This window comes from Shewanella sp. Arc9-LZ, assembly GCF_010092445.1.
Lineage (GTDB): Bacteria > Pseudomonadota > Gammaproteobacteria > Enterobacterales > Shewanellaceae > Shewanella.
Genome location: NZ_CP048031.1, coordinates 1,816,132 through 1,841,753, shown reverse-complemented (window position 1 = coordinate 1,841,753; position 25,622 = coordinate 1,816,132). Strand labels below are relative to the sequence as shown.

The 25,622-nt window shown below is 41.7% G+C and carries 19 protein-coding genes; 6 read left to right on the top strand and 13 right to left on the bottom strand.

Annotated elements, in window-relative coordinates; translation table 11 throughout:
• Positions 1-144 precede the first annotated feature (144 nt).
• Both GUY17_RS07840 and GUY17_RS07835 read left to right on the top strand, forming a co-directional pair.
• On the top strand, positions 145-582 hold the full coding sequence (locus GUY17_RS07840; RefSeq protein ID WP_101088096.1) for a DUF3010 family protein: 438 nt from the start codon (positions 145-147) through the stop codon (positions 580-582).
• Between the two features lie 126 nt (positions 583-708).
• Entirely contained in the window at positions 709-1,311 is a 603-nt protein-coding gene (locus tag GUY17_RS07835) for a M48 family metallopeptidase (RefSeq protein ID WP_254439926.1), read from the top strand.
• Between the two features lie 264 nt (positions 1,312-1,575).
• Here GUY17_RS07835 and GUY17_RS07830 read toward each other — a convergent pair whose 3' ends face one another.
• The gene (locus GUY17_RS07830; RefSeq protein WP_101088094.1) at positions 1,576-2,160 is read right to left on the bottom strand and encodes a carbonic anhydrase; all 585 of its coding nucleotides are present in this window, start codon (positions 2,158-2,160) and stop codon (positions 1,576-1,578) included.
• 1,719 nt (positions 2,161-3,879) lie between these two features.
• Between GUY17_RS07830 and GUY17_RS07825 the strand changes: the two genes are divergently transcribed.
• Positions 3,880-5,151, top strand: a complete 1,272-nt coding sequence (locus GUY17_RS07825) for an MFS transporter (protein WP_162022796.1) — start codon at positions 3,880-3,882, stop codon at positions 5,149-5,151.
• Positions 5,152-5,278: 127 nt separating this feature from the next.
• Here GUY17_RS07825 and GUY17_RS07820 read toward each other — a convergent pair whose 3' ends face one another.
• The 4 genes from GUY17_RS07820 to GUY17_RS07805 all read right to left on the bottom strand — a co-directional run bounded on the left by GUY17_RS07820 (position 5,279) and on the right by GUY17_RS07805 (position 12,787).
• Positions 5,279-6,565, bottom strand: a complete 1,287-nt coding sequence (locus GUY17_RS07820; protein WP_101088090.1) for a peptidoglycan DD-metalloendopeptidase family protein — start codon at positions 6,563-6,565, stop codon at positions 5,279-5,281.
• 312 nt (positions 6,566-6,877) lie between these two features.
• The gene (locus GUY17_RS07815) at positions 6,878-10,576 is read right to left on the bottom strand and encodes an AAA family ATPase (protein ID WP_162022795.1); all 3,699 of its coding nucleotides are present in this window, start codon (positions 10,574-10,576) and stop codon (positions 6,878-6,880) included.
• Positions 10,576-11,904 (bottom strand): exonuclease subunit SbcD, encoded by a 1,329-nt coding sequence (sbcD, locus tag GUY17_RS07810; protein ID WP_162022794.1) that lies wholly within the window; start codon positions 11,902-11,904, stop codon positions 10,576-10,578. The genes GUY17_RS07815 and sbcD overlap by 1 nt, the downstream gene beginning before the upstream one ends.
• 121 nt (positions 11,905-12,025) lie before the next feature.
• Complete coding sequence (locus GUY17_RS07805; RefSeq protein ID WP_041413055.1) at positions 12,026-12,787, bottom strand: TSUP family transporter; 762 nt, start codon at positions 12,785-12,787, stop codon at positions 12,026-12,028.
• A 297-nt stretch (positions 12,788-13,084) separates the two neighbouring features.
• Here GUY17_RS07805 and GUY17_RS07800 point away from each other — a divergent pair, with 297 nt between their 5' ends.
• Both GUY17_RS07800 and GUY17_RS07795 read left to right on the top strand, forming a co-directional pair.
• Positions 13,085-13,762: an SDR family NAD(P)-dependent oxidoreductase gene (locus GUY17_RS07800; RefSeq protein WP_162022793.1), complete on the top strand. Its 678-nt coding sequence runs from the start codon at positions 13,085-13,087 to the stop codon at positions 13,760-13,762.
• 401 nt (positions 13,763-14,163) lie between these two features.
• Positions 14,164-14,367, top strand: a complete 204-nt coding sequence (locus GUY17_RS07795) for a hypothetical protein (protein WP_101088078.1) — start codon at positions 14,164-14,166, stop codon at positions 14,365-14,367.
• Positions 14,368-14,475: 108 nt separating this feature from the next.
• Here GUY17_RS07795 and GUY17_RS07790 read toward each other — a convergent pair whose 3' ends face one another.
• The 8 genes from GUY17_RS07790 to GUY17_RS07755 all read right to left on the bottom strand — a co-directional run bounded on the left by GUY17_RS07790 (position 14,476) and on the right by GUY17_RS07755 (position 24,560).
• The gene (locus tag GUY17_RS07790; RefSeq protein WP_162022792.1) at positions 14,476-14,862 is read right to left on the bottom strand and encodes a ribonuclease E inhibitor RraB; all 387 of its coding nucleotides are present in this window, start codon (positions 14,860-14,862) and stop codon (positions 14,476-14,478) included.
• Between the two features lie 10 nt (positions 14,863-14,872).
• Complete coding sequence (locus GUY17_RS07785; RefSeq protein WP_101088074.1) at positions 14,873-15,106, bottom strand: RNA-binding S4 domain-containing protein; 234 nt, start codon at positions 15,104-15,106, stop codon at positions 14,873-14,875.
• Between the two features lie 50 nt (positions 15,107-15,156).
• A complete protein-coding gene (locus GUY17_RS07780; RefSeq protein WP_162022791.1) occupies positions 15,157-15,963 on the bottom strand; it encodes an SDR family oxidoreductase in 807 nt (268 codons plus the stop codon).
• A gap of 27 nt (positions 15,964-15,990) precedes the next feature.
• The gene (locus tag GUY17_RS07775; protein WP_162022790.1) at positions 15,991-17,193 is read right to left on the bottom strand and encodes an HD-GYP domain-containing protein; all 1,203 of its coding nucleotides are present in this window, start codon (positions 17,191-17,193) and stop codon (positions 15,991-15,993) included.
• A gap of 156 nt (positions 17,194-17,349) precedes the next feature.
• Positions 17,350-17,871: a DUF2919 domain-containing protein gene (locus tag GUY17_RS07770; protein ID WP_101088068.1), complete on the bottom strand. Its 522-nt coding sequence runs from the start codon at positions 17,869-17,871 to the stop codon at positions 17,350-17,352.
• Between the two features lie 54 nt (positions 17,872-17,925).
• Complete coding sequence (gene ligA / locus GUY17_RS07765) at positions 17,926-19,938, bottom strand: NAD-dependent DNA ligase LigA (protein ID WP_162022789.1); 2,013 nt, start codon at positions 19,936-19,938, stop codon at positions 17,926-17,928.
• A 101-nt stretch (positions 19,939-20,039) separates the two neighbouring features.
• Positions 20,040-21,104: a cell division protein ZipA gene (gene zipA / locus GUY17_RS07760; RefSeq protein ID WP_162022788.1), complete on the bottom strand. Its 1,065-nt coding sequence runs from the start codon at positions 21,102-21,104 to the stop codon at positions 20,040-20,042.
• A 21-nt stretch (positions 21,105-21,125) separates the two neighbouring features.
• On the bottom strand, positions 21,126-24,560 hold the full coding sequence (locus GUY17_RS07755; protein WP_162022787.1) for a chromosome segregation protein SMC: 3,435 nt from the start codon (positions 24,558-24,560) through the stop codon (positions 21,126-21,128).
• A 160-nt stretch (positions 24,561-24,720) separates the two neighbouring features.
• Here GUY17_RS07755 and cysZ point away from each other — a divergent pair, with 160 nt between their 5' ends.
• A complete protein-coding gene (gene cysZ / locus GUY17_RS07750) occupies positions 24,721-25,494 on the top strand; it encodes a sulfate transporter CysZ (RefSeq protein ID WP_101088060.1) in 774 nt (257 codons plus the stop codon).
• Positions 25,495-25,622: the final 128 nt, after the last annotated feature.

Here is a 25,622-nt window from a genome sequence, read left to right as displayed (position 1 = left end):
AAATCGCAGGTAATCTGCAAGTAGATGACCAACAAACTGCGATGACAGAATAATGAATGTAGGGCAGTACACTGCCCTGCAACAAATGAACGATAACGAGCATGCCAACGGCACACTCGTATGAATAAACCAGTAAGGATTAACATGAAAATTTGTGGTGTGGAATTAAAAGGCGGCGAAGCCATTATCTGTTTACTGACCTATGAAGGCGAAACCTATAACGTGCCAGCATGTCGTAAAGTTTCATTCAGTATTTCACAATCAGCTAGCACGGACTCAATTCGTGAGTTTGATTTTGCGTTTAAAAAACTAATGAGCGACTACAAAGTCGATGAAATAGCTATTATTGAACGTGAACAAAAAGGCAAGTTTGCCGGCAGTGCCACCAGCTTCAAACTTGAAGCGGTACTTCAATTAATGGACCTTCCAGTTTCGCTTATTTCTCCATTGATTATTAAAGAGCAATTAAAGCGTAACCCGCCACAAGTTGACTTTGAATCATTGGATCTAAAACGCGTGCAGCTTAATGCATTTGATGTTGCTTATGTTCAGCATAACCGACTCATCTTCGGTAAAGTGTAACCCACCGCTTTCACCGTTCTATATTGGCGTTATCGATACCGACTCAGATAACGGTAACGCCAAAAAATCAGTTGAACTACAACCATGTCAGATACTAAAACTAAAAAACCTAAAGCCCCACCTAAAATGCCAGTCAAGTCGGCAAGCCAATCATTAAAGCCAAAAACAGATCTCAGCCTGTTAGTCACCAGCGCCGACATTAAAAAGCAGCAAAGTGAACAAAGTGCATTGCGTTATTTGAATGGTTATCGTCCTGACGTGGTCGAGAAAATTCGCCAACTCGTTGACGCTAACGCCTTAGCTGCCCACTTTTTAACACGCTACCCAAAAATACACGACGTTCGCACAGACAAAGCCTTATACGATATGGCGCTGACATTAAAAAATACCTATATGCGTCAGTCAGACCCATTAGCCAAAGTCATTTTTGACGAAAAAATCAGCTTAAGCCACCATGCCCTGGGTTTGCATTCTTATGTTAATCGCCGCCAAGGTAATAAAGTGAAAGCCAAAAATGAAATTAGAATTGCAGCACACTTAAAACACGTTCCGTTTGAGCTATTACAAATGGTAGTGGTGCACGAATTGGCCCATCTGCGGGAAAAGGAACACAACAAAGCTTTTTATCAACTATGCAGCTTTATGTTAGCGGATTACCACCAATTAGAATTTGATATGCGAGTATGGTTAGTAGCTGAAGAAGTCGGACAATCGCCCTATACGAAGTAATCGATAAGCTATTGGCTCAATATTTTGTTTTAAAAAGACCCAGATACTGAGGGCTTGCAAACAGACCCCTCCATACTGAACAGAACAAATTAATCCATAAGTTAAGCACCGACATATTCAAGTTTGATTGTGTTGTAACTCATTTATGGACAAAAGTTAGTTTAAGATCTGGCCTGCAGCCACTAACGTCGCAAATAACCGGATATCAAAAGCCGCATAGCGCGAAGCGGCGCAGTTCTTGACAGTCCGAGTTAATTTGCCTTGTTAGATTTTTGCCTTGCCGGCTTCTGTTGCCTCTGGAACTTCTACAAGACTTCCAGATTTACAGTCATAAATATAGCCATAAATTGGAATATCACCTGGAACCATTGAGTTACTTCTGATTCGCTGAACATCCTCCAAAACACTTTTTTCTTGATCACTGATAGTTAACCAATTGATGTATTTACCATCGGTTGTACCACCACCAGCATTGCTATCGTGCCAACCCGAGGCATCAACACTTGCGGTTTTGAGACTACCAGACAACAAACCACCCATAATTTCATTGTTGAATGTTTCCATCCCACAATCCGTATGGTGAATTACAAACCATTCTTTCGTTCCAAGTAACTTATAAGAAATTACCAAGGAACGGATGGCATCATCACTTGCTCGGCCACCCGCATTACGAATCACATGGGCATCACCTTCAGCAAGACCTGCATATTTTGCAGGATCTAAACGAGCATCCATGCATGTAAGTATTGCAAACTGCCTTCCAGGAGGCATTGGTAGATTACCTTTATCTCCAAAGTCAGCCACGTAATTAGCATTTGCAGATGTTACTTCCTCTACTATTTTACTCATCATCATTCTCCTTTGTTTTGCCGCCAATTTTTCTCTATTGCTAGTTTCCACGACAGATTATGAAAACCTAACATTTTAGTCTTTATGCGTTGTGTTATTTGCGACGCATTAATCGCTTGTTGGACTTGGCCGATGCCTAGTCAAAGCTAATTGACATACTTAATGCTATTTTTGATGCGGGCTCTGGGCTACAGAGCCGTTTTTTGGTCAATTGATATCGAGTAGTGTGTAAGTTTTCATTGAAATCACTTTTCATAGTATTTTTCTATCATACATCTTTAAGCTTGGCTGATTCAATGAGGGTTATAAACTCAATTGAAACCGAGAATTTTTATGATTACATAACGAGAAACAAAACGGCTAATTTACAAAAGGCAAATTATAACTGTGCTTATACACAGCATTAGAGGTCTATGCCTTCTATGGTATTTGTTGAAAAAAATAGCATGAAGCTCACATGGTTGTGAGCTTAGTTTTCGCGGTACAGGTCGTTATTTGGCATCCATGCCACCACGACATTAGTGAATCCATTCACATCAGATTCCAATCGAAAGCGTTAGCATTTTCACTCTTTACAACAAAATGGGCCGAAGCCGTATTCAAATGAGGTTCAACGCTGAATTAATCCCTATGGCGACCTTTTCGCTCTGTTTTTTAAGTAAATAAGGAAAATATTGCGGGGCAGCGGGGCCAATTATGTTGTAAACTATAAGAGGGAACTACCGTTGGTTTACTCTTGGTCTGGTGTGGTCGAAGCGCCACGTTCGTAGTGGCCGCAGGCCAGAAAATTAACCATGCTCCCTATTTCTATAATGAATTAACATAACTACTTTTAGCTTTAATTACGATAGCTTTAATTACGATAGCTTTCAAGATGATACAACTGTATAAATTGAACAGGAATTACTCACAAACAGAGCGTTAGATAGAAAGTTCTGTCCAATTCAGTAGATTCAAAGCAGTGCTAGTGGTTAGATCCGCCTTGTGGCTTCATCACGGCCAATACTAGCCCTTTTATCACGAGTCCCTTATCACCAACCTAATGCCGCCATTTTATTATTCGCTATGCTTTTATTAGTAACATGCTCAAACATTAATAACTGAGTCACAATTTTCGCACCTAAGTCCAAGGCAAGATATATACAAACTGTAACCACTGTAACAACTGGTATATGCTGCAAACCATTGTTAAATCACTTCCTTATTCGATTTATTCTAAGAGAGTTTCATCATAATGACTCTTTTCAAATAAGCAGTTTGTTACAAAGGTTATGACTGGTAAACGTTTCAATTTATATCATCTTTATTGAAAGCATTTATCACAATATTTAGAGTAAATATTGTTCGATTTCAGTGCAATGCTGCTCAGCATTGTACCGCTGTAAAACTAATCTAAACTGCAAAACCAAAAGCCATACTCTCAACGTGCTGATTTATAAAATAAAAAAATAATAACCACACTTGGCATAAATCTTCCTTTCATATTGTGTGTCAGTGAAATGTGTAAAACGCAGGTTACATCAGCGTTAACCAACGTCGTTTCTTGCAACAACATCGCCCAGTTCTGTCCCAAATAGTACGATAAGCAGCGTCACACGCGGTATTAATAAACTAAAACACGCTTTAATACCTGGGCAAATTCGGAGTTCATTACAATCAATCTTGGTTATTAGCTGTGTGAATTGGTGACGTATCACACACAAAACCTATTGGAGTGACATGTTAAACGCGTTAATCCCACTTTCAGCATTACTCATATCTAATGCATTCTTAATTCTTGGCCATGGTTTATTACTGACTCTGCTCCCCATTGCGGCGAGTGAATCTGGTTTTAGCGATACTCAAGTCGCTTTAACCGGATCGGGGTACTTTTTAGGATTTGTTTCCGGCTGTTTAGCCACACCCTATATGTTAAAACGAGTTGGGCATATTCGTAGCTTTGCTGTATTGGCAACATGTTACTCGGTGGTCATCTTACTATTTCCATTATTATCCGAGTTTTATAGTTGGATGTTGTTAAGGTTTTTAATCGGGGTGATGATTTCTGGTTTATACATGATCATTGAAAGCTGGCTAAACGGCACGTCAACAGCGAATAATAGAGGAACAATACTGTCTATTTATACCACGCTAAATTTAATCATGGTGATGTGTGGCCAACAACTGTTCAATTTAGGCAGCGAGCACGAATCGATGCTATTCGGTCTAGCCGCTATATTTATCTCTATCGCAATCATTCCGGTGTCACTGACACGTTCATCAGCACCTGCGGTGGTAAAACACGTTAAGTTGAATATGGCCAAGGTATGGCGGCACTCTCACGTTGCACTGATTGGAGCCGTGGTTGCCGGTTTTGTCACAGGTGCATTTTGGGCATTAGCGCCTATTTACGCTAAAGATAATGGTTTTGACAGTATTCAACTCGGTGCATTTTTATCTGCTACCGTCCTTGGCGGAGCTTGTTTTCAAGTACCACTAGGTAAGTTATCCGATAGGTTTGATAGGCGCAGTGTTTTGATGTTTACTGCCTTAGGTGGCTCCTTGGTGTCATTACTCTTCGTCACTCTGCCTTACGTAGTCACTACTTTTGGCGGTTGGCCAGCAGCAATATCAGCCTTTTTTTGGGGAGGGACATGTATGACGCTATACGCAATATGCTTAGCCCATGCTAATGACAACGCCACCGCTGAAGATTTTGTTGAAATAAGCAGTGCCATGCTTATCACTCTTGGGTTATCGTCGGCTATTGGTGCGCCTATGGCTTCACTTGCGATGGGATTATTTGGCGCCAAGGGTTTATATGCCTTTACCAGTTCATGTTTGGCGATTTTCTTCGTGATAGTATTATTAAGACGCCGCAGCCATATTGCCCCCTCAACACTTGCAACAAAAGAAAGTTTTCGTGCCGTCACCGATATGGCAAGCCCAACAGCATATGAAATGGACCCCAGAACTGAGATAGATCCACAAGCGGAAGCACTGCAACGATAAGTAATAACAAGGGACAACCGTTACCGCTAGTATTGAGCACTCTTTAAGTACTGTGATTTAACAACAAAAAATGCAGCCTATATAGGCTGCATTTTTATCGATCAGAGTTCGCTTACACGCGTTGTGATTAGCCTAAATCCATCATCATGCTACGGCTATGCACCAAAGCTTGAAACGCTTGTAGTTGCTTTTTAGGTAATACAGTAGCTTCTGCAATATTGGCTTTCATTGCGTCGATAGGACGACCATTTACAATAAACTCATAATGTAAGTGAGGACCTGTTGAAGCACCAGTATTACCCGACAATCCAATCGGTTGACCACGAGTGACACGTTGGCCTCTTTTAACTAAAAACTTCGATAAATGCAGGTAGCGTGTGCTGACCTTATTGTCGTGTTGAATCACAATATAGTTGCCTGCATAAGGATGTTTAGTCACCATAGTGACTATGCCATCTCCCGGTGCTACGACTTGCGTACCTATTGGGGTAGCAAAATCAGTGCCGTTATGTGGACGAATACGACCAGTAATTGGGTGTTTACGGTTAGGGTTAAAGCGCGAACTTAAACGAACTTTTCGATTAAGCGGAATACGTTGAAAAGCAGGCGTTAAACTTTGACCTTCAATGTCGTAATAATTGCCATCGACATTTTGAAACGCGGTAATGTCGCGACGGCCGGTATTAATACGAATGCCTTCAATCGATGTTGTGCCTGTTGGTTCACCTTCAACAAATTGGTCGTTAACCAAAACCGAAAAAGTATCACCTGCGCGCAACTCACGAGAAAAGTTTAATTTCGTTTTTAACAGAGTTTCAACTTTTTGAATTTCAGCGGCACTTAAACCAGCGTTTTTAGCCGATACATAAAAAGAGCCGTTAATTTCTCCGCCAACGATGCGATTTTGCCAAATGCCATCGATGTTAATGTCATTAACACCGTAAGTTCCGTCTTTAAAACGGGAGAATACCACTTGGTGAGCAGGGCTAAAGTACAGTTCTAGCTTATCAAGCTCGCCATTAGCGTTGTCCCAAAATTGGATTCGGTTACCCGGCAGAAGTGTATCTAGTGCTAAGACTTCTAAATCAGCCTCAAGTACTTTATACATGGTTCGTTGGTCGATACCGGCTAATTCAAATAAATGACTTAAGGTATCACCACTTTCAATTACGCGATTTAAAATCGGTGAAATAGGCTTTACCAGCTTCAAAGCGCTATCTTGTTGAGCTATGTGTGGCAATAACGAATCGATATCGATTGCCACTGGAATACGTTGTGATGAAAACTCTTGTTGTGTTGGCCATAATAAAGCCGCCCCGACAACAAATACACTCGCTAGCAAGACTTTCTTGTGCAAGTTTGGCAAGTTCAATTGACTTACCGCTGGCCTTTGGAAGCCCATAATTTTACTCATTAGCAATGTCTAATCCACCCTAAAAGATGACGCTTTATATTTTTTATTTTTCTTTTACTGCAAATTGTTATTGCGATATTGGGCATAAATTCAGTTAACGCTATGCCTTCATGTCGTTTTTTATGGTGAATATGACCCAATATTTGATACTACGGCATCCGGTATAAACAGCTAAAAATACGGACTTTTGCACTCAAATTGCATATCAACGCTCTTTTATATCAAAAAATAATCATTTTACAAATATAAAATGATATTTAATTAATAATTAATTTGAACTCGATTACAGTAATCATGGGAGTTTGAGGCAGATCAAGACCCACTTACAGCAAACTCACCCTGCAATTTACTGATACCAAGACCGTTCATTTTAGTCACTTTTATCTGTACGTCGATCCGCTCTTTCATGGCTTCAATATGGCTAATGACACCAATCATTTTGCCCGAAGCATTTAAATTATCTAATGCGTCTAAAGCGGTATCTAACGTTTGACTATCCAACGTACCAAAGCCTTCATCTAAAAACAGTGAGTCAATGCTCGTTTTATGACTAACAAGGTCAGATAATGCGAGTGCAAGGGCCAGGCTCACTAAAAAGCTTTCACCGCCCGACAAGGTTCTGGTGTCTCGTACTGCATCACCTTGCCAGGTATCGAGTACTTGTAGCTCTAACGCATCGGACTCTTTGCGTTCAAGTAAGTAACGACCTTGCAAACGTTCCAGCTGTCTGTTCGCCAATGCCACTAAATGGTCTAAAGTAAGCCCTTGAGCAAACTTACGGAACTTATCGCCCTTTTGTGAGCCAATTAACGAATGCAGATACGCAAGATCGTCGTAATCTTGTTGCATTTGAGCTTGTTCCGCTAGCAGTTGCTGTTGCCCTGCCCGCTTATTGGTATCTTGCTCTAACTCATGACTTAAGCGCCACAGTGTTTGCTTGTCTTGTTGGTGCTTAGCTTCCATCGTTTGATATTGCAGCATTGTATCGCCGTGTTGAGTAATATCGTATCCGTGTTGCTCTGCCAGCTGCGCTAACTCCGTTTGTTTTGTTAAGGCTTGCTCAACTAACGTATTGGCTTTGACAATGTCGTTATCAAGTTGCAGTTTTAATTGCTGTAAGGTGTGACGCTCTTGTGGCGTCAATAAGGCTTGCTCAAATGATTGTTGATCTGCAAATGGACTTGATTGTAATGCCACTTGCCATTTTTCCTGCAACTGTTGTAACTCTTGAGTCGCCTTGGTTGTTTGCTGCGTTGTCGATTGCAGCTGTACTTGCAAACCAGCAAAATGTTTATCCGCCGCTTGCAGTTGTTGTTGAATTGAGACAAATACCTGCTGAGCTTGATCTACTGCGTGTTGGCTAAGCAGCTTTTCATCTTCAACCACTTTCTCTGCAAACACGACTTTACGCTTTGCGAGTACCGAATCGAGTTGCTCGTTAAGCGTAACTACTTGCGCAGTCACTTCCGCTAGCTTGGTTGCTATTTCAGTGGTGTGTAGATTGTTTGCGGTGAGTTTTTCTGCGGTGACACTGAGCTGCTGTTGGTTATCGATAGCCTGCTGCTGCGCTTCAATCCAACGCTCAAGTTGTTGTTGTAAATGATGCAGCCAAGTGTCGGCATCCTCAAGTCTCGGCGGCGTTAACCCTGTAGCAATAATGTGCGAATCCAGAGCGCTACTCAGTTGCTGCAGTTGCTTGTTAACAGATTCAATTTGCTGCTGATGACTCTCTAAACCTTGGGACAAATTATCGAGCTGCTGTTGCAATAACCCTTGCTGATTAATTAATACTGCCAACGCTTGTTCTGCTTGAGTAGCATTATGCTGATGTTGATGTAAGGTTTTTTGGCATTGATTAAGCTGGCTTATCGTTTGGGCAAGTTGCTGCTGTTTGGCTTCTGACTGGTCAATATAATCAGTTAGTTTATGTTGTTGCTCCTCATGTAATTCAAGCGTTACTGCAAGCACCTGAGTATGTTGTTGCCACTGTTGCTCAGTTAATTGTAATTCAGTTTGCGCTAGGCTCAATTGCTTGAGCGAATTGTCATAGTTAACTTGCAACGCCGTTTGTTGATTTTTAAGCTGCTCACCTTGCTGTTTAATCGCATCAAGTTCAATTTGTAGTTGCTGCATTCTTTGCTCGGTAACAGACACATTCAATGCTTCATAACGCTCAACTAACGGGTGCTCTGTCGAACCGCACAATGCACAAGGCTCACCGGCTTTAAGCTTGGCACGCTCTAAGGTTAAATTGGCTATTTGCTGTTCTTGCTGCAATATGGTTTGCAGATCTTTTACTTGCTGATTTTTTTCACTCCACTGGGTTCTTACCTGCGAAAGTGAATGCGCTAAAGCCTGTAAATCAGTGTTAAATTGCACCGATTGACTGCTTAATTGCTGGCATTGTTGCTGCTGACGCACATAGTGACTAAATAGCTGGGTTAACTGATAACGCCCAGCTTGCTGCTCGACCAGTTGTTGGTAGACATGATTAATCTGACTTTCGTCTTGGCCAGCCAATAATGCCGTTATTGCTTGCTGGCTGTCGGCTTGTTGAGCCAACGCTTGGGTGACCGTCGTTTTGGCCAGTTCTATTTGTGGCGAAAGCTCAGATAACGTTGTTTGAGTTTGCTCGATATTATGTTGTTGCTGAACTCGTTGAGTGTCAAGTTGGCTCAACTGCTGGTTTAATTGCAACACTTGGCTGTATTGTGTCTGCCAAGCCGCAAACTTTTTGGCCACTTCTTGGCCTTGTGGCAAACTATCAAGTTGTTGCTGTATGTCTTGCTTTGCCGACGTGAGTTGCTGTTGCAACGCCATCAACTGTTGCTGTTGCTCAATCGTTTTGTGTTGTTGCTCAGCCGTTTGCTGATGGCTTAATCTGACCTGAGACAACTGATAGTTCAATTGGCTAATGTGTTGGTCTAACGGCAACACCTGTTTGTCGATAAGCGTAAGCAAATCTTTGTGTGCTTGATTGGTTTTATCAACGCCTTGCTCAGCTTGCGTTTGCTTGTGGGTGTGCTGTTGCAGTGTTTGTTCAGCTACACCAACCTGTTCCGTTAACTGTTCAATCTGTTCCGATAATACTAGGGTGCTTAACTGGGCTTTTTGTTGCTGTTCAAATAGAGGCTGGATTTGCTGTGCTGGCTCACTATGTTCAAGTCGAGTTAGTTCATCGCTATGTTGCTGTACGCGAGACAGTGCTAGTTGCTGTTGAGCCTGAACGTTAACTAATGTCTGCTGCGATTGCTCAGTATTGTCCGCCCAGGTAATAAATTGGCTTAATTGAGCTAATTGCTGTTGATCGATCACAAGCGCCTGATTGAGTTGTTCAATCTGTAGTTGCTGCGCCACAACTTGTTGTTGATCAAATAACTCAACACTGCCAAGCTTAGCTTCAAGCACTTTTAGGTTAGTTTTGGCATCAGAAAAATGCTGATGCACTCGCGCTGAAATTAAGCTGTAAATTTCAGTACCCGTTAGCTCTTCCAATAGTTCTGCGCGCTCATTGGCTTCGGCATTTAAAAAAGCGGCAAACTGGCCTTGTGACAACATCATCGACTTAGTGAAACGAGCAAAGTCGAGTCCGGTGATTTCTTCAATTAATTCGGTTTTACGTTTTATCTGACTGGCAAGGATTTTACCGTCACTGAGTTTAGCCAATTCGACTTGCGCATCTTGTAAATTGCCATCGGCTTTGTCGCGCGAACGACGCTGACTCCAAAACGCTCGGTAAGCGACACCTTTAACTTCAAATTCAACTTCAGCTAAACATTCTGCAGTGCCACGAGTCATTAACTCGTTGGTGGTTTTAGAAATATTACTTAACCGCGGTGTACGATGGTAAAGCGCCAAACAAATCGCATCGAGAATGGTGGTTTTACCTGAGCCTGTAGGACCTGTAATAGCAAATAAACCGTTTTCAGCAAATGGCGATTGGGTGAAGTCGATTTTCCACTCATTTTTAAGTGAGTTAATATTTTTAAAGCGAAGGCTTAGAATTTTCATTATTGCTCACCCTCGGTAGCACTTTTTGTTGCAACGGCTTCTGTCGACGTTTCTTGTAACACATGGCTCGCAGCCGTTTCTTGACTGTTTCGCTCAGACTCCACTTCGGCATACACTTGGTTAAAGCGTTGCTTTATTCGTCCTAACTGTGCCTGTTGCGATTCACTCTCAAACTCTTCTTGCGACAAACGTCGCCCAAATACCTCGTCGACGCTGAGCTCAGATAAGGTTTCATTATCGAGCTGCTTAATGTGTTGCTGTCGTTGACTACGGGCACGCTTTAACTGCAATACTTCAACCGCTTTGTCTTGAGTCATGTCGGCAATGCGCGATTGCAAATCAGACAAATAATCTTGTTGTGACACCTCAATGCTCAACCAAGTCGTTTTTGCCGATTCTGCTTGCAAAGCAAATGTGCTTATCTGTTGCTCAATGCTATCTAAGTCGCCTTTTAACACCTGCATCGGCTGGAAAACTGGCACCATTAATGCTGTGATTTGAGATAATTTGGCATCACTAAATTCGACCAAAAACACCGACTTATTAGTGGCATTATCTGCCGCGAGTTCATCAAAACTTAACGCTATCGGTGAACCGCTGTAACGAATATGTTCAGATTTCGCCACCACTTGGGGGCGATGAATATGACCTAATGCAATGTAGTCTGCGGCAGGAAACAGCGCTGCATTAAAGGCATCTAAACTGCCAATATAGATATCACGCACGGATTCTGAAGTGCTTGCACCCACTGTGGTTAAATGACCTGTCGCAATAATGGGTACTGGTGTAGTAAATGTATTATTGAGTTGTTCAGCTTGCTCAAAACAGCGCTGATACAACTCGCTAATGGCATCACCCAATTTACGTTGTTTATCAATTGATGACTCACCTGATTCACTTAGCACCACATCACGCGGGCGTAAAAAGGGTAAACCACATAAAATAGCACCCACTTCACCTTGGCGATTTTTGAGGGCAAATACATGCTCTTCAACATGCTCTAACGCGCCTGGAATAACCACAGTATTTAGGCAAGCAAGGAGATTTTTAGATTCATTCAATGTCGACACAGAATCATGATTACCGCCCAATAAAATTAACTGGCAACCTGTTTGTTGAATTTGAACAATAAATTGATTGTATAGCGTACGGGCATAACTTGGCGGTGTGCCAGTATCGAAAATATCGCCCGCGACAATAAGCGCATCAACTTGGTGGATGTTGATTTGCTCAAGTAACCACTGCATAAAGGCCTGGTGCTCAGCTGCGCGACTTTTACCATAAAAATATTGGCCAAGATGCCAATCTGATGTGTGAATAATGCGCATAAAATCCCTTCAATAAAAACAAACACGTACACCACATAATGCTGGCGTTAATAAACCCAAATTATCGCTTCTATGATCACATGTACCGCGATCACATGCACTGCTATCACATGCACTGCTATCACATATATTGCGACCACAATAATTTGCCGCTCATGCCCAATGACATCACTACCACCAAAGGTTTAATGATTTTAACGCCTTTGGTCACCACTAAACGTGAACCTAACGTAGCACCAATTGCTTGGCCTACCAGCATAATTAATCCCAATACCACAGCGACTTGGCCACCGATTAAAAAGAAAATTAACGACGCAATGTTAGTGGCAAAATTGAGTAGCTTTGCATGCGCGGTTGCCTTGGCCAAACCAAAACCAGCCAATGACACAAATGCTAAAGCAAAGAAACTTCCAGTACCGGGGCCAAAGAAACCATCATATAAACCAACGCCCAATGCGGCAGTAAAGGCAAATACACTTGGGGTGAGGACTTGTTGGCGATCTTGTTCACTTATTTTTTTAGAGAATAAAAAATAACAACCAATGGCTAGAATTAAAAATGGCAGCACCACTTCCAATAATTTAGCGTCGATCATTTGTACTAATATTGTGCCAATTGATGCACCAATAAAAGCACATATCAACGACAGTTTGATACTGCGTAAATCAACCATCCCTTTACGTACAAAATATAAGCTCGCAAAAAAGCTGCCACCGCATGCTTGCAGTTTATTAGTACCCAATGCTGCTGCAGGAGGTAACCCTGCCCACATTAATGCGGGAATGGTCAGTAAACCTCCGCCACCAGCAATCGAGTCGATAAACCCCGCAACCAGAGCAACAAAAAATAAAATAACCGCGAGTTGGAGCGTGAGTTCAAGCATGGGGAGTCTCGTTATTAGGAATAGCGTGAAGTCGGCAGACATAATATAAGGCGTTATTAGACAATCTTTATCGTCAAAATACAAAGCGTTCTGTGTAATTTATTCCGCTTTACCCAACTAATTTCAGCTTGGGCTAATAAACACTGACCAAATAACGTATTACCCATTAATAAGCTTATATTGACTTAAACATCAGAATTGAAAATCGATTTGAGAAATGAACTACAACCGCTTTGCGCTTCACTTAGGCATTGTTATAGTAGTCGGCCTAGTAAATATTGAGCTGAAGGTTTTATTATGATTGTTATTACCGGCGCAAGTAGCGGCTTAGGTGCTGCACTAACACAACTGTATGCTGCAGAAAATCAACCGTTATTGGTGACAGGTCGCAGTGAGCAAAAATTAGCAGGTGTAATGGCTGATCTAACTCAACCAGAGCAAGCTAACGTACAAACTCACACAGCAGACTTGTGTGTGGCCGAAGATGTCAGTGCATTATTTTCGCGTTTATCAGCGCCGCCAAGCAAGGTTATTCATTGTGCTGGTAGTGGTTATTTTGGCCCTATCGAACAACAAGTACCTGAAGCGATTAATCAGTTAATACACAACAATCTCACTTCAAGCATTCTAGTGCTGCGTGAACTTATTAGTCGCTATCGTGATCACAACGTTACTGTAGTAGTCGTGATGTCGACCGCTGCGCAAGCTGGCAAAGCAAATGAGTCGACTTACTGTGCCGTAAAATGGGCCATAAAGGGATTGGTAAAATCGTTACGATTAGAATTGAAAGGCAGCCCGATGAAATTGATTGCGGTATATCCAGGAGGAATGGCAACGGACTTTTGGCAAACCAGTGGCAAAGACATTAATACATCAAGCTTTATGACGGCAACAGAAGCCGCCACCATGCTCAAGCAAGCCTTAATAGCGACAGAACATGGATATGTCTCTGATATCACCATTAACCGAGGTTAATATTCCATAAATTAGTTAACCTAAAATAGAACGAACAGTTTATTATCTCATCCTAGTTGTTTGTGATTTTCTTGAGTTCGTTTTTTTCTTGAGTTTGAATTTATTTGGATAAAAACGGTTTGGTTGACCAGTACCAGCAATATATCCACCCAGCAGGGGCAAAAATGAGATTTAACACAAGAGCGTAAAAACCCACCAAGGGTAAATTTGTGGTTTTCCCCTTGGCAAATCTTAAGGTGAAGAACACCACAACTAAGGTTAAAACGAAAATAATTTGGCCAATCAATGTGCCATTTAACTCCATGATTACACCCTTTAACCATCAAACCCGTTATGCTGAAATAGCAACGACGCTAAGCTGATGATACATCTCATATTAGATTATTGATAAGGCTACTACAATGTGTAAAAAAATCATCGTAATACTGATATCGTTTAGCTTTATTCTATCTTTGTCCGCCTGTGCTGAATTAAAACAGACTGGCAAAGAAATCGGTCACACCACAAAAAAAGTGACCACCGCTATCGGTCACGGGACGCGCGATACCGTTAAAGCTATTGGACATGAAACCAAAGAAGTCATTAATGAGATAAAAGAAGACTAAACCACGTCGCTTTGTATAATCAAAAAGCCGTTAATGCTGGGCATTAACGGCTTTTGTTCAATTGAATAATTCAATCTATAGTGAAGACTATGTTAGTTGCTGGCAATGTTAGTGCTTACAATGCTCAGTGTGAACATGGTCATCATCTGCAAATTCATTATCGCTGGCTTGGTTTTGCATCACGCCCCAACCATCAGAAATACCGTCAAACTCTTTGGCAAAGTTATTTAACTCAGTTTCTTTAGCCACAAGCGTTGCGTATTCAGGTACCATTTGTAGGCAAACAATCACTTCCCACTTGGTGCTTTCTTCATCAAAGTTAAGCTCAAGCTCACCTTGGAGGTCTTTTTGGCTTAATGCTTCTAAGGCTGACTCGGCATCACGTTGATCGTCAAACACCAAGAAGAAATCTACTTCTATTGATTGAGTAAGGTCAATACCGGCATCTGCCATTGCAGCCAACATTTGGCCATTATCATCTTCTGGGAATTGCATTTATCAATCCTTACTGTGCAGGAACAATTTCAATTGTAGCGCCATTGAACGAAACGACATCGCCAACAACACACTTTTTACGTTTACGAGTATCAACTTCACCGTTGACGGTAACTTGACCTTCGGTAATGACATGCTTTGCTTCGCCACCACCGTTCACTAGACCGAGTACTTTGAGTACTTTGTACAGTTCTACGAATTCATCACCTTGAAGTAATGCAAACGCTTGAGTTTGAGTCGTCACAATAATCGCCTTTTAATCAAAATATTCTGGCTATTATAGCCTATGCCAGTTTAGCAAGCATCAAGCATTTTGAATGGATTATTAAACGCATATGTAAACCCTAACTGATGACAGATTAACTGCCCATCGATAGTTTTATTGGGTTGTTGTTGTTGATTAAATTCTGGCGCACTTAACCCAAGATGTTCAGCGGCAGCAACATAAAACTCACCACGAGTAGGATGAGCGTTTGCAGCAAGATTATAAATAGCTAAAGTATCGTTGCGAGAAAGAATTAAGCTAACAGCAGCAACACAGTCATCTAAATGCACCAGATTAACCGCAACATTGGCGCCGCTGACATCCGTTTTTCCGGCAAAAAAACGTCCGGGATGTCGCTTAGGTCCAACCAAGCCTGAAAATCGTACAACACAGCTATTTTTCATAGCTGAAAACATCGCTTCTGCTTGTAATAATGTACCACTGGTATCATTAAAAGCAGCAGCATCTTGTTCGGTTACAGTTTGATCTAGCGAAGGATAAACCCCAGTCGTACTGATGAAAATAATTTTTTGATATTGGCGTTCACCCATCAAGTTTATTAACTGAGTTAAATAGCCAAGGTAATCAGTTTCGCCTCGTCTAAGTCCCGGTGGTATGTTAATCACGATAGCGTCTGCATCGAATAAAGACGAGTTTTTTGCTTGGTTAGTCACATTGGCCAAATCTAACTGATAAGCATCAATACCGGCTTGCTGTAATTGGACTAAATCCTCAGGGTGACGTTTTGAAGCCTTTACCTTAATACCTTGTTTAACTAATTGTGTCGCGAGCGGCAAACCGAACCAACCACATCCGATAATAGTAACTGTATTCATGTATTCTCGATATTACGACGTTAAATTTTAATGATTGAAGTTATTGAAGTAAAAACTAATTGGACTATTGGCTTGCAATGTTTTAATGGCACCCTCAGATAATTCGTCTAATTTCATCACTTCTTGAACTTGAACATCTTCGTTAATTAAAAAACGAAAACTAGGTTCCCCCCCACTGAGGTTACATGACCACACATGTGGCTGTTTTACATCGGCAGTTGTCATCATCACCTTAGCGATGCTTTCGTCGGTTAAGCGCACTATAGTGCCTGGAGGATAAATACCTAATATTTTAACTAAAACCGAAATTAAATTATCACTGTGTTTACTGCTGTGAGTTTTAAATAAAATACCCAGTGCAACTTGTGGCGTCTGGTATTGATGTAACAGGGTTTCATAGTCATTAGCTAATGACACTATTTGGGTGGTGGGTAAAATTTTAGCTTCGGTCAGATTATTAGGAAAACCGCTACCATCAATAAACTCATGATGATGCAACACTATGTCTAACATGGCTTCAGGAAATAATCCGGTGCGGTTAAGCATCTCGTGGCCAAAGTTAGGGTGCATTTTTAAAAAGTTAATTTCATGGTCAGTTAACTCACCACGTTTTTTACGCCGGATTGCCTCTGGGACTTTTAACTTACCAATGTCATGAAACAAGCTGCCTAATGCAATGTCACGAACATCTTTTTTAGACAGTGATAATGTGTGAGCAATCATCATAGAGATCACCGCAACTGAAATACCATGTTGAGTAACACTAACATCTGTTTCGCCACTGCCCACGAGCGTTAAATGAGGGGTTTCACTTTCATACAAATGATCGACTAAATCTTCAACTAAGGTGGCCGCTTCACGATAAGCACCTTCAGGATCACTGACTATTTTACCAAAAACGGTTCGACTATCGTTAACCGATTTTACAAAGCGCTGTTGGCTAACTCGCATACTTTTTTTAGCCAAAGGTCGATAATCAATTTCTTGTTCAACAACCTCTTCTGGTGGCTCAATTTCAACGGGCTCATCAACTTTAGGCAGCAAATCATGGCCATCAATCACGTAAACAAATGACACATCGAGACCTTTGATCATCTCGATTTGCACTTGTTGTTCAAGCTTTACTTTACTGCGAAAAAAAGGATGGCTTGTCCATGACAAAGGCAGCTTAACGGTTAACCCGATAACCATTTGCGAAACAGGTATTTGTGTTAATTCTGTTTTAGCCAAAGTACTGATCCTTTTTCACATTAGCCAAGTTATGGCCGAGATGATAATGTCATTTCTACGCTAACATTTTTGAAATAGAGCTATGTGTATCAAAGTCATACATTTTAATGTTTTTGGAAACCAATAAATAATAGTGCATTTATACCAAGTCGTACATTATTTCGTATCTGGCTTAATCTCATCATCAGATATGGTTTCGACTTGCACAGTACTATCATCAGGGGTCCAGTCGGTAAAATAGTAATATAGCCGCTTTGATTTGAAGACATAAATAACTGACCAAAACAGAAAAAGTGCATCAATCGAATAGCCAATTTTAAACAAATAGTCATCGTGCATCATACGTTGGAACAAAAATAGTCCATCAATAATGAGTAATCCCCACAAAAACCAAGCACTACGTCTAAACAAAGGTATTAATATCGGCCAGCTGCGTTTACGCTCGGCAATAATAAGTCCATAAATCAGTATCGCCCCGACACCAGCAATTAGCGCCGATACAAAATCGCTTTTTTCAGGATAAAATAACCTTACTAAACCAGCACGGTCATTAAACTGGGTTAAGGATGCAATAAAAATACACCAGCCACGGGCTAAAAAGACCAAAATCAAATACAAAAATAATGGCGGTTTTATATGACCACGATCATCTAACCAAGTAATATTACTAAAATTCACAATAAACTCTTATCGGCATGCACCAGCATAAATAAAGCAATACTAGTTTTTATGTTAGTTAGCCGCATTTAATAAATCCATTAGAGCTTGTTCATCTATCACCTTAACGCCCAACTCTTCAGCTTTGGCTAACTTAGAGCCAGCAGCCTCGCCAGCGACAAGGCAATCAGTATTTTTCGAGACACTGCCAGCCACTTTGGCGCCCAAAGCCTGTAATTGGGCTTTGGCATCGTTACGATTAAGTTGAGTTAGCGTACCAGTTAACACCCACGTTTGCCCTTTAAGACTAAGCTGCGATTCGTCAGCTTGTTCAATAACAGGCCAAGTAATGCCGGCTTCAAGCAATTGCTCTATTACTTCAATGTTATGTGGCTGTGCAAAAAATTGTCGAATGTGTTTTGCTACAATGTCACCAACATCAGCGACTTCGAGCAGTTGTTCAACGCTAGCTGTTCGAATACGCTCAAATTCGGCAAAGTGTTGGGCTAAATTAGCGGCGGTAGCTTCGCCGACTTCGCGTATCCCAAGACTATATAAAAAACGCGCCAATGTAGTGGCTTTAGCGTGTTTAATCGCCGCGACAATATTTGTGGCTGACTTCATCGCCATGCGATCTAACATCGTGATGCTAGAAGCGGTCAGGGAAAACAAGTCTGCTGGCGTTTTGACCAGTTCTTTATCAATTAATTGCTCAACGATTTTATCGCCCATGCCATCAATATTTAATGCTTTACGGGATGCAAAATGTTTAATCGCCTCTTTACGTTGCGCTTCACAAAAAAGTCCACCACTACAACGCGCTACAGCTTCACCTTCTAAACGCTCAACAATGCTTTGACACACCGGACAATGTTGCGGAAAGATAATATTTTGCGCATCATCTGGACGCTGTTCTGGCACGATAGCAACAATTTGTGGGATAACGTCACCTGCGCGGCGAATAATCACTGTATCGCCTATTTTCACCCCAAGACGGGCAATTTCATCAGCATTGTGCAAGGTCGCATTCGACACAGTCACGCCACCGACAAATATTGGTTTGAGGCGAGCGACAGGGGTAACAGCACCCGTTCGGCCAACCTGAAAGTCAACAGACTCTAACAAGGTCATTTCTTCCTGGGCTGGAAATTTATAGGCTATGGCCCATCGAGGAGCTTTAGCCACAAAACCAAGTGTTTGTTGCTTGGCAATGTCATTAACCTTTATGACGACACCGTCGATTTCATATTCAAGCGCACTTCGTCTGGCCATAATATCGGCGTAATATGCATAGACTTTTTCTAATGAATCAGTCACTTTCACTTCGCTACTGACGGGGACACCCCATTGTTGCAGCTGTGTTAGTTGGCCATAGTGGCTTGTTTGCATCGGTTGTGACTCGCCTTCGACTACACCTAATGCATAAGCATAAAACCCAAGAGCCCTTGAAGCGGTAATTTTACTGTCTAATTGGCGCAAACTGCCGGCAGCTGCGTTGCGAGGATTAACAAAGACTTTGTCACCTTTGCTTATTTGACGCTGGTTTAATGCCTCAAATGCCGCTTTAGGCATAAACACTTCGCCACGGACTTCAACTAAATCTGGAAATCCTTCACCGCGTAACTTGAGCGGAATAGAACGAATAGTACGCACATTAGCGGTAATATCTTCGCCGACACTTCCATCACCTCGCGTTGCGGCGCGTTCAAGAACGCCAAAACGATAAGTAATACTCACGGCCAAACCGTCTAGTTTTGGTTCGCAAACATAATCGACGCTATCGACTTTATCCGTTATACGCTTATTAAATGCTGCAAAATCGGCTTGTTCAAACGCATTGTCGAGACTTAACATCGGTTTAAGATGGGTAATTTGAGCAAATTTTTGTAATGCTATACCACCGACGCGTTGTGTCGGTGAATCTACCGATTTAAATTGCGGATAGTCACGTTCTAACTCAGTTAAGCGCTTAATTAATCTGTCGTATTCAGCATCGGGTATTGACGGAGCATCATCAACGTAATAACGAATATTATGTTGGTTAATGGTGTGAGTAAGTTGATCCATTTCAGTTTGAATAGCGTGCATTGTGGCATCCGTCATACAGGTTGTAACCGTGATTTGCTTGATAAAGTGTAAAGGTATAAAACAATTAAGGCCGCTGCTGCGGCCTTAATAAAAACATCAACCTACGCCGCATTGAGTCGTCGTAAATAATCTTTTTTGGTTGCATCTGACCAAGGTTGGCGTTGTCCATCCAATAATTCAGCACCGAGATCCTCGGCAATTTGATAAGCCGAGTTCAGCATAATGGTGAAGTTCATCAATGGATCGCCATAGCCAGGTAAGGTCATAAACAACACCACACCTTGGGTGACAAATTGTTCCATATTATCCGGGTCAAATATCCCAGGCTTTAACATGTTAGCGAGTGAAAATAGCACTTTGCCAGTACCAGCATTGTCGATGTGGCGATGAAAAATATCCATATCACCAAATTTGAAATTGAGCGACAACAAACTTGGCAATAATTCAGCGCCTTGGATTTGCTCGCCTGCTTTAGCAACAATGTGCAGTACTAATACATCGGTCGGCTCTAAAGGTTCATTTACTGGAGCATCTGCTTTAGGGGTAATAACCTCAGATTTAACCGCTACTTCAGCTTTAACCGCTACTTCAGGGCTAACATCCACTTTTGGCACCGCGGCTTGTACCGTTGGCTTAGTGGGTTCTGGTCTGGCGGCGACAGGTTTACCTGTGTAACTTTCTAATTTGGCTGTACTGGTTGAAGTATTGAATATCTTTTTAGGGGTATTCATTGACGTACTTGCCGTAGGAGCAGGTTTAACATCGTCTTCAACAAATAAGCTTTGTTGCGCAGGCTTTACTACTTTAGGTTGAATATGTTCTGGCTCAGTTTGGTGCGGACCAGGCTGACGCAGTGAGTCTTGTAAAGGAGTATCGGTGAGCTTAGTTGCACCTGAGTGTGGTTTTTGACTTAAATTGGTCTTTAATACAGGCTTAATGACTACATCTTCAACCTCACCAGGTTTACGTACACGCACTTTGCCAATGCCATCGGCGTCAAAACCTTCAGAGTCTCGACGTTTAGCTTGGTCTTTATAAAATCCTGCCATCGGACTTTGTTTCATAGATTTAGGTTGTTGTTTGCGAATCGACCAAAAACCGTGCACTAACACCGCAATAATTGCGATCGCGCCTAATACGAACAACACCAGTTGTAGATCTTTCATTAGATTCCCTGTCTTGCAAATTTATACCGCGTCTGCCATGGCGACGGCGGCTTCAATGTCCACTGCGACTATTCTTGAAACGCCAGGTTCATGCATAGTAACGCCAATAAGTTGATCAGCCATTTCCATTGTTATTTTATTATGACTGATATAAATAAATTGCACACTTTGTGACATTTCTTTCAGTAACCGACAAAAACGTTCGACGTTGGCGTCATCCAAAGGTGCATCTACTTCATCTAGCATACAAAAAGGTGCTGGATTCAGTCTAAAAATGGCAAAGACTAATGATAAAGCGGTTAACGCTTTTTCTCCACCACTAAGTAAATGTATGGTGCTATTCTTCTTACCTGGCGGTTGCGCCATAATAGTAACACCCGTTTCAAGCAGGTCATCACCGGTTAATGCCAAATAAGCTCTTCCCCCACCAAAAACTTTAGGAAATAGCAGCCCTAAATCATGGTTTACCGTTTCGAATGTGGCTTTAAAACGGCTTCGGGTTTCTTTATCTATCTTACGGATAGCATCTTCTAAAATCGCTAATCCTTTATTTAGGTCGTCATCTTGACTGTCTAAATAAGCTTTTCGCTCTCGTTGCGATTCAAATTCTTCAATGGCTGCAAGGTTGATAGCACCTAAACGTATAATGTTCTGTTTTACTTTTTCAAGCTGTTGCGACCAAACATCAACAGATGCATGTTCCGGTATGTCGGCAATGACCTGTTGTAACTGAATTTGCTGTTCTTGCAGCAATTGCAGCTGCCCATTAGCTTGCCCTTTTAAGCCCTCACGACGTAACTTTAACGTGCTTATCTTTTGAGTCAAGTCTTGTAACACTACAAGCTGTTGTTTTTGCATCAATACTAAACGGTCTAAACTGGTTTGAAGCTCTGCTTGTTGAGACCGATTTTGCTGTAATTGCTGCTGTAATGCTTGTTGCTGCTCGAGTGCTTGCGCCAGCTGTATTGATAATTGACTTAAATCATGTTGACCTTGTTGTTGCTGATTGTCGAGCAACATTTGTTGTAACTGAGTCAATTGACTGACTAATTCTGTCTGTTTTTCATGTTGTTGCTTTAATTTTTGTTCACTCAATGCTTGCTGGGTAGCATGTTGTTGCACTTGTGCTTGCAGCTGTTTAACGCTATTTGCAGCATCGGTGCGAGTAACTTTGGTTTCACGCAATTTAGCTTGGCTTGTTTGCCAAGCTTGTTGAGCAACATCGTGTTGGTTCATTGCTTGCAACAATACATCTTCTTGCGTTAGCACTTGTTCTTCAAGGGCATCGACATGCATTTGTTTATCACCAATTTGCTGTTCAAGCTTGGCGATTGATTGGCTGCATTGCTGTTGCTTATCGCGTTTCTCAACGGCTTGTTGAGTTAAACTCGTCACCAAAGAGTGCAGTTTTGTCTGCTCTATTTGCAACTGATGACAAGCCTGTTGGCATTGATTCAGCTCTACCTGAGTGGTCGCAGCCCGTTGAGTTAACGATGTCAGAGATTGCTGAGACAATAGCTGTTGTTGCTCAAGTTCTATTAATTGCTGGCTTAAGCTTGTTCGCTCTTGGCTCAGTACAATAGCGGATTGCCCTGCCTGAGTATGATTGAGCACAAAACCATTGCCTATCAAGTAACCTTCTTGAGTGGCAATATATTGCTCAGGAAGCAATGTTGGTAATAACTCCTTTGCTTCACTGAGACTGGACGCCCACACAACATGTTGTAACCATGGCGTTAAATTAACTGGGGTTGTTAAAGCAGGATACGTCACTTGATGCTGTGGCTCAAAACCCACTGTAGGCGGAGAAACGCTCAATGAAGATGTTTGCCCCAACCCTAGAACAGGTAATTGACTTAAGCCTTGTAACACTTTATCGACCGCTTTCTCCCAGCCAGGCACAACCTCAATAACTTGCCATAATTGTTGGCCATCATCTTGAGTATGATCGGCCAGTAACTCATCAATAAATTGCAATCGAGAATGATGACGAGTGACAGTTTGCTTAAGGGTTTGATAAGCATCACTCGCTTCAGTGACGGCTTGTTGCTGCTCAAGTAAGGAAAGCTCAAGTTGACTGTACTGCAGCTGTTTATCATTTAGTTGTTGTTCAACATTAGCTAATTCTGCCGTGCTGTTTTGCAACTGCTGTTGGTTGTTTTGCTGAGCTAAAACAGCTAACTCTGTTTGTAATTGAGCTAAGTACTGTTCGTTTTGAACCAAACTTTGCTGTTGATGGCTGAGCGTCGATTGGCTCAGTGCCAACTGCATTTTATGAGTCGCTAAGGTTTCAGCATATTGGGTTACTTGTTGCTGCTGATCATCACACGCTTCTTCGATAGCAAAAACTTGCTCATCGATTTGCTCAAGCACAATACTCGCCTGTTCATAAGCGGGTTGGTGAGTATCCAATTGCGCAACTAATTGCTGATGAGTATCGGTCATGCTGACAATATTATCGTCAGCTTGTTTGATTTGCTGTTGTAATACTTGAATTTGTTGCTGTAACTGAGAGTCTTGCTGTTGCTGATGAGCAAGCTGTTGCTCAAGCTTGGTCATGGTATTACCGGCTTGGTAATATTGCTCTACCAGCTTATGTTCAGCATCACTGAGCTCAGCCAATTGCTGTTTCAGCTGAATAACACTGGTGTCGCCCTGTTGTGCGGTTTTGGCTAACGCTTCAGATTTAAGCTCACCTTCGGCCGTTTCGGCATCAAGTCTGTCTGTTTGCTGCAACAATTGCTGATAGCGCATCACTAATAGTTGGCTATGCAACTCTCGTTCGCTATTTTTTAATTCGCGGTACTGCAGAGCAGCTTTTGCTTGTTGCGATAATTTGTCTAATTGAGCACCGAGTTCAACTCGAATATCGTTTAAACGTTCGAGGTTTTCACGGGTATGACGAATACGGTTTTCGGTTTCACGGCGACGTTCTTTATAACGCGAAATGCCTGCAGCTTCTTCAATAAAAACTCTTAATTCTTGAGGTTTAGATTCGATTAAGCGTGAAATAGTACCTTGCTCGATAATGGCATAACTACGCGGCCCAAGACCCGTACCCATGAATAAGTCGGTTATGTCTTTTCGACGACATTTTTGACCATTAAGGAAATAACTTGATTCACTGTCGCGGTTAACTTGTCGCTTTACCGAGATTTCTTGATAACTGGCATATTGTCCAGTGAGCCTTCCCTGAATGTTCTCGAATACCAGTTCGACACCCGCAACAGAAATGGGTTTGCGTGCCGATGAGCCGTTAAAAATAACGTCGGTCATCGAATCACCGCGCAAATGCTTTGCTGAACTTTCGCCCAGCACCCAGCGCACGGCATCGATCACATTGGATTTACCGCAGCCGTTAGGGCCAATAATCGCTGATAAGGCGTTATCAAATGGGATTTTAGTTGGGTCTACAAACGACTTAAATCCAGCAAGTTTTATTTGTTTTAATCTCATGTTGCCAGTTCAGGTACGCATTAAAAGGAAAAAGCAGCTCACTTTAGCAATTGAGCAGCTTTTTGTAACGATTTTTATCCTTTTGACACAGTTTATCACTTGTTTTATTGTGCTTGGCTCGTCAAAATCAACAATATAAGTCACAAAATAGGCAGTCTCAATGGTTACCAATTCAATAATCGCCAAGAAAAGTGGTGTGAATTATTTTATCCAAGGGTTTCAATTAATTAAACAACCGGGTTTGCGCTCATTTGTCTTTATACCGCTGATGATCAATTTAGTCTTATTCGCCTCAGCGATGTATTTTGCACTAGGACAATTAACAGCATTATTTACCTGGATGGATGGACAACTCCCAGAATATCTAAGCTGGTTGAATTTTTTATTATGGCCATTAGCCGTACTGACAATGCTAGTGGTAATGTCATTTTTATTCAGTTCCGTAATGAACTGGATTGCAGCGCCGTTTAATGGTTTGTTGGCCGAAAAAGTCGAGCAGCATCTCACCGGAAAAAGCTTAAACACCGGCGGTTCAGTCGATATGATCAAAGATTTGCCGCGAATTTTTGGTCGAGAATGGATTAAGCTAAAATACTATTTACCACGAGCATTATTGTTTTTAGTGTTATTTTGGTTGCCGATTATCGGCCAAACTGCAGCGCCCATTTTATGGTTTTTATTCACTGCGTGGATGATGGCAATTCAATATTGTGACTATCCATTTGATAATCATAAAGTGCCTTTTGATGATATGAAGTTCGCCCTCAAAAATACTAAAGGATCTAGTTTTAGCTTCGGTGCTACCGTGACAGTGTTTTCAATGATACCGATTGTAAACTTTATCGTTATGCCGGTAGCCATTTGTGGTGCAACCGCTATGTGGGTCGATAAATATCGTGACGCCTACAAAAATAGCAGTATTGCCCCAGATTAATCTGTAGAGAATTAATGCTTAGATGCATGGATGCTCCAACAGAGACCAGCTTAGATTACAGCGCCTCAAGACAAGCCCGATAGCGACTATCGGGCTTTTTTATTACATTCACGCAAGCTAATTTAACA

Bases quoted from the DNA above. Each gene is read 5' to 3' on its own strand.
- GUY17_RS07830 (WP_101088094.1), bottom strand. From the start codon at position 2,160: ATGAGTAAAATAGTAGAGGAAGTAACATCTGCAAATGCTAATTACGTG.
- ligA (WP_162022789.1), bottom strand. From the start codon at position 19,938: ATGCACGCTATTCAAACTGAAATGGATCAACTTACTCACACCATTAAC.
- GUY17_RS07820 (WP_101088090.1), bottom strand. From the start codon at position 6,565: ATGAGTAAAATTATGGGCTTCCAAAGGCCAGCGGTAAGTCAATTGAAC.
- GUY17_RS07815 (WP_162022795.1), bottom strand. From the start codon at position 10,576: ATGAAAATTCTAAGCCTTCGCTTTAAAAATATTAACTCACTTAAAAAT.
- GUY17_RS07805 (WP_041413055.1), bottom strand. From the start codon at position 12,787: ATGCTTGAACTCACGCTCCAACTCGCGGTTATTTTATTTTTTGTTGCT.
- GUY17_RS07755 (WP_162022787.1), bottom strand. From the start codon at position 24,560: ATGAGATTAAAACAAATAAAACTTGCTGGATTTAAGTCGTTTGTAGAC.
- GUY17_RS07800 (WP_162022793.1), top strand. From the start codon at position 13,085: ATGATTGTTATTACCGGCGCAAGTAGCGGCTTAGGTGCTGCACTAACA.
- GUY17_RS07790 (WP_162022792.1), bottom strand. From the start codon at position 14,862: ATGCAATTCCCAGAAGATGATAATGGCCAAATGTTGGCTGCAATGGCA.
- GUY17_RS07795 (WP_101088078.1), top strand. From the start codon at position 14,164: ATGTGTAAAAAAATCATCGTAATACTGATATCGTTTAGCTTTATTCTA.
- sbcD (WP_162022794.1), bottom strand. From the start codon at position 11,904: ATGCGCATTATTCACACATCAGATTGGCATCTTGGCCAATATTTTTAT.
- GUY17_RS07840 (WP_101088096.1), top strand. From the start codon at position 145: ATGAAAATTTGTGGTGTGGAATTAAAAGGCGGCGAAGCCATTATCTGT.
- GUY17_RS07835 (WP_254439926.1), top strand. From the start codon at position 709: ATGCCAGTCAAGTCGGCAAGCCAATCATTAAAGCCAAAAACAGATCTC.
- GUY17_RS07825 (WP_162022796.1), top strand. From the start codon at position 3,880: ATGTTAAACGCGTTAATCCCACTTTCAGCATTACTCATATCTAATGCA.
- GUY17_RS07780 (WP_162022791.1), bottom strand. From the start codon at position 15,963: ATGAATACAGTTACTATTATCGGATGTGGTTGGTTCGGTTTGCCGCTC.
- zipA (WP_162022788.1), bottom strand. From the start codon at position 21,104: ATGAAAGATCTACAACTGGTGTTGTTCGTATTAGGCGCGATCGCAATT.
- cysZ (WP_101088060.1), top strand. From the start codon at position 24,721: ATGGTTACCAATTCAATAATCGCCAAGAAAAGTGGTGTGAATTATTTT.